Below are 13,728 nucleotides of genomic sequence, written 5' to 3' on the forward strand. Positions count from 1 at the left end.
ATCTATGGAAATATTAGATATTGAATTTCTTACCGGAATATATCCGAAAGTAAAAGAGAAAAAAATTCAGGGGAGATGGGTTACCTTTAAGGACATAGAATCTATTCTAGAAGAATTACCTATAAGTATTACTAAGGATATTATTGGCACCTCCGAGCAAGGAATTCCGATTTATAAAATAAGTTTTGGTACTGGAACAAAAAAGTATTGCTTTGGAGTCAAATGCACGGCAACGAAAGTACCGGAACCAAAGCAGTTTTTGATTTTATAAATTTTATTCAAGCACATTCCGGGCTCCCCACAGTGAAGCAAATTATGAATAATATTCAAATACATATTATTCCAATGCTCAATCCAGATGGTGCTTTGTCTTATACTAGAGAAAATTCCAACGGTATCGATTTAAATAGAGATGCAGTAGCTCTAGAGGCAAAAGAAAGTAAACTGTTGCGAAAAATTTTAGAACAAGTAAATCCAGAATTTTGTTTTAATTTACACGATCAAAGGACCATCTTTGGGGTAGAAGGTACTAAAAATCCTGCTTCTATATCTTTCCTGGCACCTTCAGAAGAAAGTACCCGAAAAGTTACCCAAGGTCGCAAGCAAACCATGAATGTTATCATTGCTATGAATTCACTACTACAACAAATTATTCCCGGTCATGTTGGCAGGTATACCGATGAATTTTATCCGACGGCAACAGGAGATAATTTTCAAAAACTAGGGCACAACACGATATTAATTGAGGCAGGTCATTTCCCTGACGATTACGAACGAGAAAAAGTTCGTGAGTTTAATTTTTACGCATTATTGCAAGGGTTGTTTCATGTAGCAACGGAAGATAATTTTGATGACCATAAAGATTATTTTACTATACCTAACAATATCAAGAACTTCTATGATGTTATTTTTAGGATGAAAAATAGTAAAAAAGATATTGCTTATCAGTATGTAGAAAAGATTGAAAATAATAAATTTGTACTTGCTTTAAAAAGGGAGAAAAAGGAAGATTTATCTTTTTATTTGAGTCACAAAGTATTCAATGTAAATAGTTAATTATTGATTTTTCTTCAATAAAAGTATTTGATTAGTGAAAAAAAATCATATTTTAGCGATAATATTTGAATAAAAATAAAAATGAAAAAATTTATACTAGATGAAATTGATCATCAAATATTGGATATCCTAATTGAAAATGCACGAACACCATTTACGGATATTGCCAAAAAATTATTGGTATCAGCAGGAACCATTCACGTTCGTGTGAAAAAAATGGAAGATGAAGGAATTATTCAAGGATCTACTCTAAGTTTAAACTATGAAAAAATGGGCTATTCTTTTATTGCCCATGTTGGAATTTTCTTAGAAAAAACCTCCATGACACAACATGTTTTAGACAATCTTAGGTTTATACCTAATGTTACTGTGGCCTATGTAACCGCAGGTAAATACAATATTTTTTGTAAGGTTAGAGCGCAAAGTACTAATGATGCTAAGGATATAATCTATAGAATAGATGATATACATGGGGTTAACAGAACAGAAACCATGATAGCACTCGAAGAGAGCATTAACGACAAGAAAAGATTAATGCATGCAAATTTTTAAAGAAATTTAGATTAAAAAATATAAAAAGTATTATGGGGATGTTTTTAACATCCCTTTTTTTATGGTGTTATCCAATTAAAATTATCGAACATAATTTTCCAATGTTGGGGAAATTGTGCCTCTATAGAAATTTGCTTCTCTAAAAATGGGTGCTCAAATTCAATTTTTGCTGCATGTAAAAAAGATTTTCGCATTGAAACTCTTTTTCAAACATCACATTATGGTTTTTATCTCCGTACTTTGGATCTCCAATTAAAGGGTGGCTTATTTTAGTACAATGTATTCGTAATTGGTGTAATCTACCTGTTTTAGGGGTTAATTTAACCAAACTATACCTCGAGGTCTCATAAGGTTTTACGGGTATGTTTAATGTTATGTGCTCTAGGCTTTCCAGTTGGGTAATAGCATCTTTATAGACCTTAGCATCTCTGCCTTTAACCGGACTATCAATTATTGTTTTTGAAGGGGAGTGCCCTCGTACTAATCCGAAATACACTTTGTGTATGCTCTGCTCTGTAAATAGAGCTTGAAATTTTGAAACGTATTTTGTTTCCCTTGCTAGTATTATGACACCAGAGGTTTTTCTGTCTAAGCGATGAATAGGATATAATTGTTTATCAAAAATCGCGTTTAAATGTTGTAGTAATGATTTTTCGTCAGCAACATTTCTAGAATGATGGGCATGATGCACAACTACATTGTTTGGTTTTGAAACGCATACGATATATGCGTCTTGATATAATACTTTTATTTTCAAATAAATTAGCTTAAATAATGAATTAAATTAGTCGTCTTTTTTTAAGATATAACAACATTAGCATTGCTAAAATACCACAAATTAAAAAACCAATAAAGATTGGAAGTGTTGTATGCTCAACAAATCTTCCAATACATATCGCGATTGGTACAGCCATTACAGTAGAGACAAAACCATTTATAGCAGAACCAACTCCTGCAATGTGTCCAATAGGCTCCATAGCTAAAGATCGGATATTTCCAAAAAGAAAACCAATAGCGAAGAATTGCATCGCAAAAAAAGCGAGTAGCGTTTCTATTGCTGGATTTGCTTTCCCGAAAAAAAGACAAAGGTAAACAAATGAAGTTCCTATAAAAATAAAGGTGAAAAAATACACCAATTTAAACATTCCATATTTCATTACCAATGTACCATTTAAAAAGGTAGCAAAGCCGATAAAAATAGCCAAGCCAGCAAAAATAAAAGGAAATTCTTCTTTTAAATTATATTGCTCTTCAAAAATTTGTTGAGCAACACTTATGTAAACCATAAAAGAACCAGTTATTAAACCGGAAATAAAGGTAAAGAGAACAGATTGTTTGTGTTTTATAAATTCTTTGTAGCCGGAGGTGAATATAGAAAAGGATAGTTCTTTTTTATAATTTGAGTTTAAAGTTTCTGGTTGTCTTTTCCACAACCATAAAATTATGAAAGCACCGAAAATAAGTTGACTATAAAATATTGCTTGCCATCCAAAATGATCTAAAATAATTTTCCCGAATGTTGGAGCAACTACAGGAACGAGTATAAAAAATACCACAATGAAAGACATTATCTTCGCCATATAATTTCCACTAAAAGAATCGCGAACCATGGCGATACTTATGGTTCTTGGAGCAGCTAAACCAATTCCCTGAAGAATTCTTCCCAATAGCATAACGGAAAGCTTATCGGCAGATATACATATAAAACTAGCAATTACAAAAAGAGAAAAACCAATATAAATAACCTTTTTTCTTCCAATACTGTCAGAGAGCGGGCCAGCCAATAATTGTCCTAGTCCAAGACCTAAAAAAATCATGGTTATCAAGAGCTGGTTATCTTTCGCAATTTTTATGTTGAGAGAGGTTCCAATTTGGTTTAATGCCGGAAGTAAAGCATCAATGGAAAGTGCGGCTAACGACATAAGTGAGGCCATTAACGCAATAAATTCAACTTTTGAATTTTTAATAGGTGTATGCATCTTGCAAAGTTACAATTTGCAAGCGTCTCACAATCCAATTATTAAAATTAAAATTTTGATAATTAATAATTAGATTTTGTTAAAATAAACACAATTAAGTTAAATTATTTTTGGAAATATAATAAAATATATCCAAAATTTGAATACTTTTTTTTTAAGTAAAAAATATTATGTTTGTCGAAATGAGCCTAAAAACCCTTTCTAATCACCATAAAAATTTCCAAAATTTATATGACGAACTTGCAGGTTCGTTGTATAATTATCTTTACTACAAAACTGGTGACAAAGATTTAGCAGAAGATATTTTACAAGATTCCTTTATCAAGTTATGGAATAATTTAGAAAAAGTAGAAGTGAAAAAAGCTAAATCTTATCTATTTACAGTCGCTAATAATAATTTCTTAAATCACGTTGCTCACAAAAAGGTAGTGTTGCGATATGCATCAGCATTAAAACATTCGTATTCTAATGAAACTCCAGAATACGTTTTGGAGGAAAAGGAATTTGAGCAAAAACTGCAAGCAGCTATAGCTAACTTACCGGTAAAACAAAGAGAGGTGTTTTTACTCAACAGGATTGATAAATTGAAGTATAAAGAAATTGCAGATGTACTGAATTTATCTGTCAAAGCAGTTGAAAAGCGTATGTCAGCTGCATTAAAATATCTCCGAACTCACATTAAAGGTAAGTTTTAGTAGGGTTTGTATCAGGTGTCGTGTTTTATTAGTGAAAAACTATTGAAAACATGAAATGCAAAAACGAAGATGCGGGGGATGAGGAGCAACTATTAATTACTATGCGCATTCAAGAAGATTTAATGGAGTGTAAAATACAGATTTCAGAGGTCTCCAATGTGAAAGAAGAATACCTGAAAATTATGGAAACATCAGGTTTAATAGAGAAACCAGTATTTGAGAAGCAGAAGGTGTTCTTAAAAATTAAAAAATTGTTATCCACAAGTAATTAGATGCATAATTTAACGGATTTTAAATTTTGAAATTTAGGCATCCTTCTTGATTAAAGTTGTCTATTCCCTATTATCCAAATTGCATGTAATGACATTTATTTTGAAATAAAGTATTAAATGCCCATTACAGCTTTAACCTTACACAACTTTTAGTTAAAATATTATTAAAAAAATCAAATAATTATAAAAAAATGAAGTATCTTTGTTTAATAAATAAAGCAAAACGTTGAACAATATTAAAACCATATTTACGATTAAAGACCTCGAAAACATTTCGGGTGTAAAAGCGCATACGATAAGAATATGGGAAAAAAGGTACGATTTATTACAACCAAAAAGAACAGATACTAACATAAGGTATTACCCTTCAGAGAGTTTACTTAAATTATTGAATGTTGCTTTGCTTAATAAGCACAACTATAAAATTTCAAAGATATCTAAGATGTCTACTGAACAGATTAATCTTATAGCCCGAGAATTATCTTTCAATCAGGCAACTAGTGACGAGGCTATAAACTCTTTCAAGATTTCGATGTTTCAATTTGATAAAGTTTTATTCAATAATACCTACAATAAACTGCTTCATAAGAAAACCTTTAGAGAGATTTTTAAGGACGTTTTTGTTCCTTTTTTAGAATACATTGGTTTGTTATGGCAAACCGATACTTTAATGCCAGCGCATGAGCATTTCATTTCCAATTTAATTATAAAAAAATACAATTAAATACAGAAAAATTAGAGTCTTCAGTCACGAATAACGATACTACGTATGTATTGTTTCTTCCAGACGGAGAAATCCATGAAATAGGATTACTATACTTGAATTACGAGCTTGTTCTTCGCGGGTACAATACAATTTACTTAGGGCAAAGTTTACCTTTAAACAATTTGACGTATTTTATCGATAGTGATTGCACAATGAAATTTGTTTGTTCCATGACAATTAAGCCGTACGACGATATCATCAATGATTACTTTAGTGAAATCGATGAAAAGTTAAAAGGAACGCAACACAAATTCATCGGTATTGGCAATAAAACCGCTGCTGTCGATACTTCCCAATTCGACTCCGATATCCGTGTGTATCCTTCTGTGGTAGAATTGTTAGAAGTCGTTTAATGCATAACTAAAACTCTCTTTATTTTTTAACATTTTTGTTTAAAGCATTTTCATATATATCTTTATATCCCAGATATTATGTTCTAGTATATATGTTTCTGGTCGTTAGGATGTAACTTTTCAAAATTGTAATGATCATTTTTTATGAATTAATTCACTTTCCTATAATTTTTTACTTAAAAATCTAATGAAAACGTTGGTGATATAGTGTTTTAAGTATTTATTTCATGGTTAGTGCTGTTTAATAATATTTTATTTATATAGTTTTATGTAAATTTTTATGATAGTTTTTTTACATATTTTTATTAAATTAGTATTGCTAATGTTTTAAAAACAAATACTTATGGGATATGTAATTATCATTTTAAAATTAATAATTGGATTTAGTATACTTAATGTTTGGCTTGTTCAACCACAAAAAGCTACTAGATATAGAGGTGGTGATGCTAAAAATATTATAGATGAGTTTAAAGCTTACGGATTTTCAAAGTCTTTTTGTTATATAATCGGATTTTTAAAAATTACCTTAGCTCTTATATTGTTATTTTCTATTTATTTCGAAAATCTTACCCTGCTCGGGAGCTTGGGGCTGGCTATATTATTACTAGGATCTGTCTTGGTTCATTTAAAAATTAAAGATCCGTTGTACAAATCTTTTCCAGCAGCCTTATTTCTAATAATGAATATCATTGTGGTTTGGAGTAGTTTTTAAAAATATAACACGTAAGTTTCTATGGTAATTATTATATTAATTACAGCGTACATAAATGATGGAGAAGATTGTAAAAAATTATCTTTAATCTTTAATCGCACCACAAACCCTGCTATCATTAGTAGGGATAGTCCAATAGATGCTGCGATAAGTATCAGAGGACTACAATAATAACCTATGAGTAAACCGATAGCACCAAGTAATTGTAAAGCGCCAGTAAGTATTCTAAATTTAGGTAATTTATATCTTTTAAATTCTCTAATTATAAATTTGGAGAAAAAACAACCAAAACCAAAATAAATAAACGAAATGGCCGAAAACCAAATTAAGTATGAAAGTATACTCAAAATACAGTGTTTTTTAGATACGTAAATTTACAATATTTTGGTCTAAAAGAAGTTGCTTTAGCTTTTAAATATAGTATTGTATTCTTCTAATATTATTTGACCATCATAATAGATTGGTCTAATTAATTAGTGTATAATATTAAGAAAACACCAATTAGTATTCCGAAAAGTGGTACTAATTTTTTACGTTTATTTTTTTCTTTAAATACTAAACCACCAATTACAACTGCTATTAGGATTTGACTGCGTTTAATTGCTGATAAAAGCATAATCATCGCCTCTGGATCTTGTAGTGCTTTGAAATAAAAATAATCTGCTGTTTGTAATAATATTCCCACTGCAACAATAGACCACCGAAATGTAAATGCCTTTCTTTTTTCCTTAAAGGGCAACCAAGTTATACCTAGTATTACTAAAAGTATAGCAAGGGTGTATATACAAAACCAAAATTGCAAAGTTTGAGGATTTAATTGTAGGTTTTGGATTAGAAATTTATCGTATAAACCACTACTTGCTCCCAAAAAGGTGGCACCAATAATAGCAAATATCCACTTGTTATTTTTAAAATATATCCCTTCTTTTTTTCCTATTTTCGAGTATAACATAACCGAAAAAAGAATGAGAAAAAAACCAATCCATTGCAAAGCATTTGGACTTTCTTTATAGATAACTAAGGCACCGATGAATGTAAAAAAAGGACCGGCTGAACGAATAGGAGTAACAATCGTTATTGGTAAATGTTTTAAGGCTTGGTATGCTAGTACCCATGAACTAGACATGATGCAAGATTTTATGCATATATAAATGTGCTGTTGCCATCGCAGCGTTTGGAAATTGTAACCATTATCGGAAGCGAAATCTGGAAATAGTTTAGTACCCATAAAAAATATCACAATCCAAACAAAACCACTTAATACTGTACCAAACAATACAGGGTAGACTTCATTGCCCCGTACCGCATGTTTTTTACACAAATTATGCAACCCCAGAAAAAGTGCTGCTAATAGTCCTAAATACATCCACATGAGCGCGAAAATATAATTTTATAAATAGCTATAAAACATATAATGATATTTGTTGTTGAATATATTTAATTTGAAAGTAGTGCATCAATTTTCTTTAAATATTCATCTGCGTGAATTAAATGTATTTCTTTTTTTTCAGGAGACATTTTATCGTACATTCTTACAAGCATACTCAGCCTTGGATTAGACAAAAAGAAGTTTCGATGTACGTCCATAAATCGCCAAAACAGCCCGTCCCAAGTCGCTTGCCATTCTCCTTTTTTATAGTTACTCATTTTCATTAGATAATTACTTCCGCTTATATAGGGTTTGGTAGCCATTAACCCTCCGTCAGAAAACTGGCTCATGCCATAAATATTTGTAACCATCACCCAATCATAGGCGTCTACAAATAATTCCATAAACCATTGGTATACCTCTTGCGGATCAAATTCGCAAAGCATCATAAAGTTACCTAGAATCATTAAACGTTCGATGTGGTTACAATATCCTGTTTGGAGCACTTTCTTGATCGTAGTATCTAGGGGAGGAATACCCGTAGTTCCATCATAGAATGAGGTAGGTATCTTTCGTTTAAATTTCCAAAAATTTCTGGTTCTTTCTTCAGTTCCTCTACTTTCGTATATACCTCGAATAAATTCTCTCCATCCCATTATTTGTCGCACAAAACCCTCTGTAGAATTTAATGGAATATCCATTTCTTTAGCGAAAGCAAGAGCGGATTGTATTACCTCTTTTGGGCTAATTAGACCAATATTTAGCATTGGAGAAAGTACGCTGTGGTTTAAGATGGAGTGTTCTGGAACTATGGCGTCTTCATAAATACCAAATTCCATAAACCTATTTACAAAAAATTGATGTAACCATTCTCTGGTCTCTTCAAAAGAGGATGGGTAAAGTGGTTGATCGGATAGAATACCTAAATTTGAATCGAAATAGGTTTTTACATAGGTTTTAGCTTCTTCGTAATGAGAATTTGTATCAGGAAACTGTATGCTTGGAGGTGTTTTTTTTATTGGATATTTTTTGCGATTTTCAGTGTCATAGGTCCATTTTCCTCCTTCGGGTTTCCCTTCAATATCTAATAGAATACCTTGGTTTTTCCGCTGTTCTACATAAAAAGTGGTTTGGTGGTATTTCTTTTTATCCTTTCGAAAAAAATCACCTAAAGTGGCTTTCGAATTTATAAATAAAGGACTGTCAAAAACAGTAGTGCTCAATCCTGTGGCTTGTACTGATTTCGCAATTCTTTTTTGTAACCAATTGTCTACCGGATCTATATAGTTTATTTGTTGTACTCCGGAACTAACTAAATAAGGAAGTAAAGTGCGAATATCTGCTATTTCTTCGAAAGCATTTATATAAACAACATCGAATCCCTTCTTTAGTAAAAATGCTTCGTATCTTTTCATCGATGTTCTGTGAAAAGCAATTTTTTGCTTGTGAAATTTATATTGCTTGAAATACAGATACTCTTCTATGAGGTAAAACGTTGTGTTTTCCTGAAAAAGAGGTGAATTTTCAAATAAATGGTGGGGAAATATTAAATTAACTGTTTTCATTTGTTCCTTCTGCAACGTTCGCTGCAATATTTAACTTCCTCCCAATTTTTGACCCATTTTTTCCGCCATGTAAAAGGGCGATGGCAAACGGGGCAGGTTTTTTGAGGTAAGTGTTGTTTTTTCATTAGTTGTACTATTCCATTTTATTTCAAGAGTGCATATCGTTATGCACTTTATTTACGTGAGTAGCCAGTAATCTATGTCTTTCTTTAATCACAGCTGGATGCTTTTTATGACCCCATATTTTATCTCTAGCGCTTTTAGCACTCTCTTTTAAGTTTACTATTGGAGGAGGGTAGTCTTCTCCGATACGAACATTGCAGAAAACCTGTTCCATCTCGGTCATTTTCCATGGCTCATGAATAAAAATTTCTGGAACATTTCGTAATTCAGGAACCCATTTTTTGATGAATTCTCCTTTCGGATCATGCTCTTGTGAGTTTTTCACAGGATTGTAAAGCCTTACGGTATTAATTCCTGTTGTTCCCGCTTGCATTTGAAATTGTGGATAATGAATGCCTGGTTCATAATCTAAGAATTGTCTTGCCAAATGATAAACACCTTCTCGCCAATCTTGGTCTAAATTCATAGTTAAAAAGGAAACTACCATAGCTCGCATTCTAAAGTTAATCCATCCCGTTTGTGCAACAGCCCGCATACATGCATCTACTAAAGGAACACCGGTATTTCCTGTTTTCCAGGCTACTAAATACTTTTCATTTTTATCATGAGGTAACAATTCATATCCTTTATTAATACACATCGTTTCATAGCTGCATTCCACTTCAAATTTTTGAATAAAGTGGCAGTGCCAATGCAAACGAGTAATCATGGCAGAAAAAGAACGTTTGCGTGCAATGTCGTCAGGATGAGAACGAATGTATTGATAAACTTGTTGGATACTGATGTTACCCCATGCTAAAAATGGTGATAATCTACTACAAGATAATCTACTTTCAGAGGGTTTAGATATGTGTTTTTGATAGTTAAAACCTCTATCGAGGGTAAATGATTTTAAATAACGCCATGCATTTTGTTCCCCTGCTGGCTGAAATTGAGGTGGATAATCTCTCCATATTTTGAGTTTATCTTCTGGTATAGGAAAGGGCAGCTTAATAGGAGGTATTTTTCTACTACTAAATATATTTTTTATTAGCGGGGAATGCATTTTAATATGCCACTTTTTGTTCCAATTTTTTCGATTAGTAATACCTCTTAAAACGCCATCTCTTTGGGATTCCTGCCATTGAATTGTATGTTGCTTACAAAATGATTTTACCTTTCGATCCCTATTATAGGTTATCTGCGTTCCACTTTCACGATAACTTAAAATAGTTTTGATACGGTAGTGTTTCTGGAGATATTGGAAGGCAGTAACTGCTTCACAATAAGAAACATCTACTTTTCTTTGAAAAGGTTTTAAAGTTTTATTCATCGCAATTATAGAGTGATATACAAACCTTAAATGCCTTGTACTTGTGTCGGGATAAGAAATTATATCGGGTTCAAAAATATAAAGTATTACATATGGTATTCCAAGATTTTCTGCAACAAATAACGGCTCGTGATTCGTTGTTCGCAAATCTCGTTTTAACCAAACAATATTAATTTCTTGTTTATTCAAAGATTACTTTGTTTTTTACATTTTTTCCAGAAGGCAAAGAAGGAACGATGATATCCCTCTACCGGAAACATCCAGTCTCTAGACTCTTTATTTCCCTCGTAATTCCTATTCAAAGGATGTTCTTTAAAATAAATATGTAACGGATTACTATTTTGTAATAGTTCTGAAAATTCTCCAGTAAATACCTGAAGGTTATTTATGTTTTCTGTGGCTAGAGTAATTGCAAAATCTATAGACTTTTGCGATACGGGATATTTTTCAAATACACTTGGTTCCAATAGCAATATCCTATTCGCAGAAATGTCTTTTTTCCACATCGGATCTATATTGTAAAAATTATAAATTAAGGTTGGCAAATTTTTATCAATACGAAGTGTTTGTTTTTCTGGTAGCGGTGTTTTAAAATCCAGTATAGCATCTTCTTCAAGTCTCCTAGGAACTGCCATGGTGGTTAAGGCGTCATAGGAAACATCTAAAAACGTATTTTTTTGTTGTGTATGGCAATATTTGTTGATGTTGTCTTGATTTGCAACATATTTCTTATTTGAATTTGTTCCAGCAACCCATTGCCAACTGAGAGCATTGCTTGCCCAATCTGCATCTAAAAGATGATAGTACATCCATTTTGCGGGGATATACCAATGATTTTGAGCTATGTTACAAGAAATACCAGCAATATACATTCGAACGTGATTGTGAAGATAACCAGTTTTATAAAATTCTTCAATAGCTTTATCAATAGCTGTTACTCCGGTGGTAGCTTCTACAATTGCCTTTGACAAATTAGTGGTTTTTACAGGTGTTTGCATATTTCGCATATCTTTGTCAATCTCACTTCCTTTCGCAATCCAAATTTGTTGCCAATAATCTCTCCAAGCTAACTCTTGTATAAACTTTTCAATCTGGTATGGCTTATATCCCATTTGTAAAACCTCCCTTAAAACAATATTGGTCGAAATAAATCCTCTCGAAACATATGGAGACAAGTAAGAAACGTCACCCGAAATATAGTTTCTTGTCTTGGCATAAGCTACCGGCTTTATATTTTGTATTCTTTGAAATATTTCAGCGTAAGAGGTAGGAAATAATTCGGTATATAAGGATGTGATACTCATAATTTAACTGTTACATACTACTTTTTATTTTTCGGATAAAGCTTCTATTTGGTTTAAAATTTCATTGGCTTCATATATTTTTTGATCACTTAACTTCCGATTAGAAGTAGATAGGGCATGTGCTTCTTTAAGCAACTTAGTGTACTGTTCTTGAAGCTTTTCTGTTTGTGTTTTTTTTTTAAATAATCCAAACATATCTCTAAATAATTTAATTCTAGGTAAAGATACAAAATGTTTAACTATTTGTTAAAAAGATTAAACAAAATTATTTTTTATAAATAACAACTACTACCTTCTTTTTGTAAGTGTTTGTTAATCTGAATGCTAACGATTCAGACGGTATTAGAACAGTTCAAGTGGCCTTTTATACAATTCAAATATTTGTGGTTGGGTATTACCCCATATTGTTCCATATTTGAATAGAATTATGTAACCAATTTAAAATAGTATGACAGCAGCACAAGTTTTTTCTATGGCAAGTGTAATAACACTTCCAATGTGGATTTTAATGATCACAGCTCCGAACTGGAAAGTAACGCAATTTCTTATGCAAAAGAGAGTGGTCCCTATTGGTTTATCAGTGGCTTATTCTCTTTATGTAATACAAGAACTGTTTTCCTCCGGAATGATGGATTTTGGTACACTTTCCTCTGTCATGAAAATATTTACTAAAGAATCTGCTGTTTTGGCCGGATGGTTACACTATTTAGCATTCGATTTGCTTATTGGAATATGGATGCTCGAACAAAACAAAAACATACAAATTTCTTCTTTGGTCATGATACCCTGCTTATTAGGAACGTTTATGTTTGGTCCTTTTGGATTCTTACTTTTTACAATTTTTAAAACTATTAAAACCAAAAAATTATGAAACTTATTTATCAAATTTTTAGCACTGTAAAAACGGAAAGTCCGGTATTGTATTATGTAGTATTGGCACACTTACTTCTCGGAGCACTAACTTTTGTGGCATTATTAATTGATTCAAGAACTTTGTTAGGCGTAAATGTTTGGTTAAAACCATTTAAGTTTTGTGTATCTGGTGCAATTTATATTATTACGCTAGGATATTTTATGACTTTATATCCCTACTCAAAAATTAAGAAGGCTTTATTTGGTCACTTGGTAGCATGGACACTACTTGTTGAATTATTGATTATCATATTTCAAGGGGCTAGGGGAGTGCAATCTCATTACAATATGAATACTGCTATAAACGGTTTACTTTTTGCTGCGATGGGAATTTTGATTGGAATTAACGTTGTAATTATGCTTATTTTTTTAATAGATACAATTCGATTAAAGATGAAAACCGAAAGATCGATACAAATAGCTATTTTGTTTGGATGGGTGATATTAATAGTTGGAAGTTGGATTGGCGGACAAATGATTAGTCAAATGAGTCATACGGTTGGCATGGCTAGTCATGGAGAAGGATTACCATTAGTTAATTGGAGTACTGTTGCCGGAGATTTACGCGTTGCTCATTTTTTTGGGTTGCATGGCCTTCAAATAATTCCGTTATTAGCATTTTGGTTGCATAAAAAAACGTTTGTTTCTAATAAAAATCAAGTAATACTTATTTCCAGTATTGCTATATTCTATGCTTCCTTTATTGGTTACATTTTTCACCAAGCAAAACAAGGTTTACCCTTTTTAAGTATATAATT

At 31.9% G+C, this 13,728-nt stretch carries 19 protein-coding genes; 10 read left to right on the plus strand and 9 right to left on the minus strand.

Annotated elements, in window-relative coordinates:
* Positions 1–4: 4 nt before the first annotated feature.
* The 3 genes from BSU00_RS13140 (at position 5) to BSU00_RS03305 (ending at position 1,608) form a co-directional block, all read left to right on the plus strand.
* Positions 5–271 (plus strand): hypothetical protein, encoded by a 267-nt coding sequence (locus BSU00_RS13140; RefSeq protein ID WP_233188567.1) that lies wholly within the window; start codon positions 5–7, stop codon positions 269–271.
* Positions 208–1,056 carry a M14 family zinc carboxypeptidase gene (locus BSU00_RS03300; RefSeq protein ID WP_233188568.1) on the plus strand — a complete coding sequence of 283 codons (849 nt, stop codon included), beginning with the start codon at positions 208–210 and terminating at the stop codon, positions 1,054–1,056. Before BSU00_RS13140 ends, BSU00_RS03300 begins: the two co-directional genes overlap by 64 nt.
* An 81-nt stretch (positions 1,057–1,137) precedes the next feature.
* Positions 1,138–1,608, plus strand: a complete 471-nt coding sequence (locus tag BSU00_RS03305; protein ID WP_105003105.1) for an Lrp/AsnC family transcriptional regulator — start codon at positions 1,138–1,140, stop codon at positions 1,606–1,608.
* A gap of 139 nt (positions 1,609–1,747) precedes the next feature.
* Here BSU00_RS03305 and BSU00_RS03310 read toward each other — a convergent pair whose 3' ends face one another.
* Positions 1,748–2,365: a pseudouridine synthase gene (locus tag BSU00_RS03310; protein ID WP_233188569.1), complete on the minus strand. Its 618-nt coding sequence runs from the start codon at positions 2,363–2,365 to the stop codon at positions 1,748–1,750.
* A 22-nt stretch (positions 2,366–2,387) separates the two neighbouring features.
* Positions 2,388–3,587 carry a multidrug effflux MFS transporter gene (locus BSU00_RS03315; protein ID WP_105003106.1) on the minus strand — a complete coding sequence of 400 codons (1,200 nt, stop codon included), beginning with the start codon at positions 3,585–3,587 and terminating at the stop codon, positions 2,388–2,390.
* 182 nt (positions 3,588–3,769) lie between these two features.
* Here BSU00_RS03315 and BSU00_RS03320 point away from each other — a divergent pair, with 182 nt between their 5' ends.
* The 5 genes from BSU00_RS03320 (at position 3,770) to BSU00_RS03335 (ending at position 6,385) form a co-directional block, all read left to right on the plus strand.
* A complete protein-coding gene (locus BSU00_RS03320; RefSeq protein WP_105003406.1) occupies positions 3,770–4,282 on the plus strand; it encodes an RNA polymerase sigma factor in 513 nt (170 codons plus the stop codon).
* A 50-nt stretch (positions 4,283–4,332) separates the two neighbouring features.
* Positions 4,333–4,554, plus strand: a complete 222-nt coding sequence (locus BSU00_RS03325; protein WP_105003107.1) for a hypothetical protein — start codon at positions 4,333–4,335, stop codon at positions 4,552–4,554.
* A gap of 226 nt (positions 4,555–4,780) precedes the next feature.
* Positions 4,781–5,278: a MerR family transcriptional regulator gene (locus BSU00_RS13145; protein ID WP_233188570.1), complete on the plus strand. Its 498-nt coding sequence runs from the start codon at positions 4,781–4,783 to the stop codon at positions 5,276–5,278.
* Between the two features lie 212 nt (positions 5,279–5,490).
* Positions 5,491–5,673 carry a hypothetical protein gene (locus tag BSU00_RS13150; protein WP_233188571.1) on the plus strand — a complete coding sequence of 61 codons (183 nt, stop codon included), beginning with the start codon at positions 5,491–5,493 and terminating at the stop codon, positions 5,671–5,673.
* A 343-nt stretch (positions 5,674–6,016) separates the two neighbouring features.
* On the plus strand, positions 6,017–6,385 hold the full coding sequence (locus tag BSU00_RS03335; protein ID WP_105003108.1) for a DoxX family protein: 369 nt from the start codon (positions 6,017–6,019) through the stop codon (positions 6,383–6,385).
* Here BSU00_RS03335 and BSU00_RS03340 read toward each other — a convergent pair.
* From BSU00_RS03340 to BSU00_RS03370, 7 genes are all read right to left on the minus strand, one after another.
* Positions 6,382–6,732 carry a DoxX family protein gene (locus BSU00_RS03340; protein ID WP_105003109.1) on the minus strand — a complete coding sequence of 117 codons (351 nt, stop codon included), beginning with the start codon at positions 6,730–6,732 and terminating at the stop codon, positions 6,382–6,384. The two genes, BSU00_RS03335 and BSU00_RS03340, sit on opposite strands and share 4 nt — an antisense overlap.
* Before the next feature lie 122 nt (positions 6,733–6,854).
* Positions 6,855–7,757 (minus strand): DMT family transporter, encoded by a 903-nt coding sequence (locus tag BSU00_RS03345; protein ID WP_105003110.1) that lies wholly within the window; start codon positions 7,755–7,757, stop codon positions 6,855–6,857.
* Between the two features lie 65 nt (positions 7,758–7,822).
* Positions 7,823–9,319, minus strand: a complete 1,497-nt coding sequence (locus tag BSU00_RS03350) for a cryptochrome/photolyase family protein (RefSeq protein ID WP_105003111.1) — start codon at positions 9,317–9,319, stop codon at positions 7,823–7,825.
* Entirely contained in the window at positions 9,316–9,444 is a 129-nt protein-coding gene (locus tag BSU00_RS03355; RefSeq protein ID WP_105003112.1) for a DUF2256 domain-containing protein, read from the minus strand. Before BSU00_RS03355 ends, BSU00_RS03350 begins: the two co-directional genes overlap by 4 nt.
* Before the next feature lie 23 nt (positions 9,445–9,467).
* Positions 9,468–10,943 carry a cryptochrome/deoxyribodipyrimidine photo-lyase family protein gene (locus BSU00_RS03360; protein WP_105003113.1) on the minus strand — a complete coding sequence of 492 codons (1,476 nt, stop codon included), beginning with the start codon at positions 10,941–10,943 and terminating at the stop codon, positions 9,468–9,470.
* On the minus strand, positions 10,940–12,058 hold the full coding sequence (locus tag BSU00_RS03365) for an FAD-binding domain-containing protein (protein ID WP_105003114.1): 1,119 nt from the start codon (positions 12,056–12,058) through the stop codon (positions 10,940–10,942). The genes BSU00_RS03360 and BSU00_RS03365 overlap by 4 nt, the downstream gene beginning before the upstream one ends.
* A 24-nt stretch (positions 12,059–12,082) precedes the next feature.
* Positions 12,083–12,253 carry a Lacal_2735 family protein gene (locus tag BSU00_RS03370; protein WP_105003115.1) on the minus strand — a complete coding sequence of 57 codons (171 nt, stop codon included), beginning with the start codon at positions 12,251–12,253 and terminating at the stop codon, positions 12,083–12,085.
* A gap of 253 nt (positions 12,254–12,506) precedes the next feature.
* Between BSU00_RS03370 and BSU00_RS03375 the strand changes: the two genes are divergently transcribed.
* Together BSU00_RS03375 and BSU00_RS03380 are read left to right on the plus strand one after the other, a co-directional pair.
* A complete protein-coding gene (locus BSU00_RS03375) occupies positions 12,507–12,929 on the plus strand; it encodes an ABA4-like family protein (RefSeq protein WP_105003116.1) in 423 nt (140 codons plus the stop codon).
* The gene (locus BSU00_RS03380; RefSeq protein WP_105003117.1) at positions 12,926–13,726 is read left to right on the plus strand and encodes a hypothetical protein; all 801 of its coding nucleotides are present in this window, start codon (positions 12,926–12,928) and stop codon (positions 13,724–13,726) included. Before BSU00_RS03375 ends, BSU00_RS03380 begins: the two co-directional genes overlap by 4 nt.
* Positions 13,727–13,728 lie beyond the last annotated feature (2 nt).

It is taken from the genome of Tenacibaculum sp. SG-28 (assembly GCF_002954385.1).
Classification (GTDB): Bacteria; Bacteroidota; Bacteroidia; order Flavobacteriales; family Flavobacteriaceae; genus Polaribacter.

What these genes read in the sequence shown, in the direction of transcription:
- BSU00_RS03325 (WP_105003107.1), top strand. Translation starts at nt 4,333, where the DNA reads ATGAAATGCAAAAACGAAGATGCGGGGGATGAGGAGCAACTATTAATT.
- BSU00_RS03375 (WP_105003116.1), top strand. Translation starts at nt 12,507, where the DNA reads ATGACAGCAGCACAAGTTTTTTCTATGGCAAGTGTAATAACACTTCCA.
- BSU00_RS03345 (WP_105003110.1), bottom strand. Translation starts at nt 7,757, where the DNA reads ATGTGGATGTATTTAGGACTATTAGCAGCACTTTTTCTGGGGTTGCAT.
- BSU00_RS03315 (WP_105003106.1), bottom strand. Translation starts at nt 3,587, where the DNA reads ATGCATACACCTATTAAAAATTCAAAAGTTGAATTTATTGCGTTAATG.
- BSU00_RS03380 (WP_105003117.1), top strand. Translation starts at nt 12,926, where the DNA reads ATGAAACTTATTTATCAAATTTTTAGCACTGTAAAAACGGAAAGTCCG.
- BSU00_RS03350 (WP_105003111.1), bottom strand. Translation starts at nt 9,319, where the DNA reads ATGAAAACAGTTAATTTAATATTTCCCCACCATTTATTTGAAAATTCA.
- BSU00_RS13140 (WP_233188567.1), top strand. Translation starts at nt 5, where the DNA reads ATGGAAATATTAGATATTGAATTTCTTACCGGAATATATCCGAAAGTA.
- BSU00_RS03305 (WP_105003105.1), top strand. Translation starts at nt 1,138, where the DNA reads ATGAAAAAATTTATACTAGATGAAATTGATCATCAAATATTGGATATC.
- BSU00_RS03355 (WP_105003112.1), bottom strand. Translation starts at nt 9,444, where the DNA reads ATGAAAAAACAACACTTACCTCAAAAAACCTGCCCCGTTTGCCATCGC.
- BSU00_RS03320 (WP_105003406.1), top strand. Translation starts at nt 3,770, where the DNA reads ATGAGCCTAAAAACCCTTTCTAATCACCATAAAAATTTCCAAAATTTA.
- BSU00_RS03370 (WP_105003115.1), bottom strand. Translation starts at nt 12,253, where the DNA reads ATGTTTGGATTATTTAAAAAAAAAACACAAACAGAAAAGCTTCAAGAA.
- BSU00_RS03365 (WP_105003114.1), bottom strand. Translation starts at nt 12,058, where the DNA reads ATGAGTATCACATCCTTATATACCGAATTATTTCCTACCTCTTACGCT.
- BSU00_RS13150 (WP_233188571.1), top strand. Translation starts at nt 5,491, where the DNA reads ATGACAATTAAGCCGTACGACGATATCATCAATGATTACTTTAGTGAA.
- BSU00_RS03335 (WP_105003108.1), top strand. Translation starts at nt 6,017, where the DNA reads ATGGGATATGTAATTATCATTTTAAAATTAATAATTGGATTTAGTATA.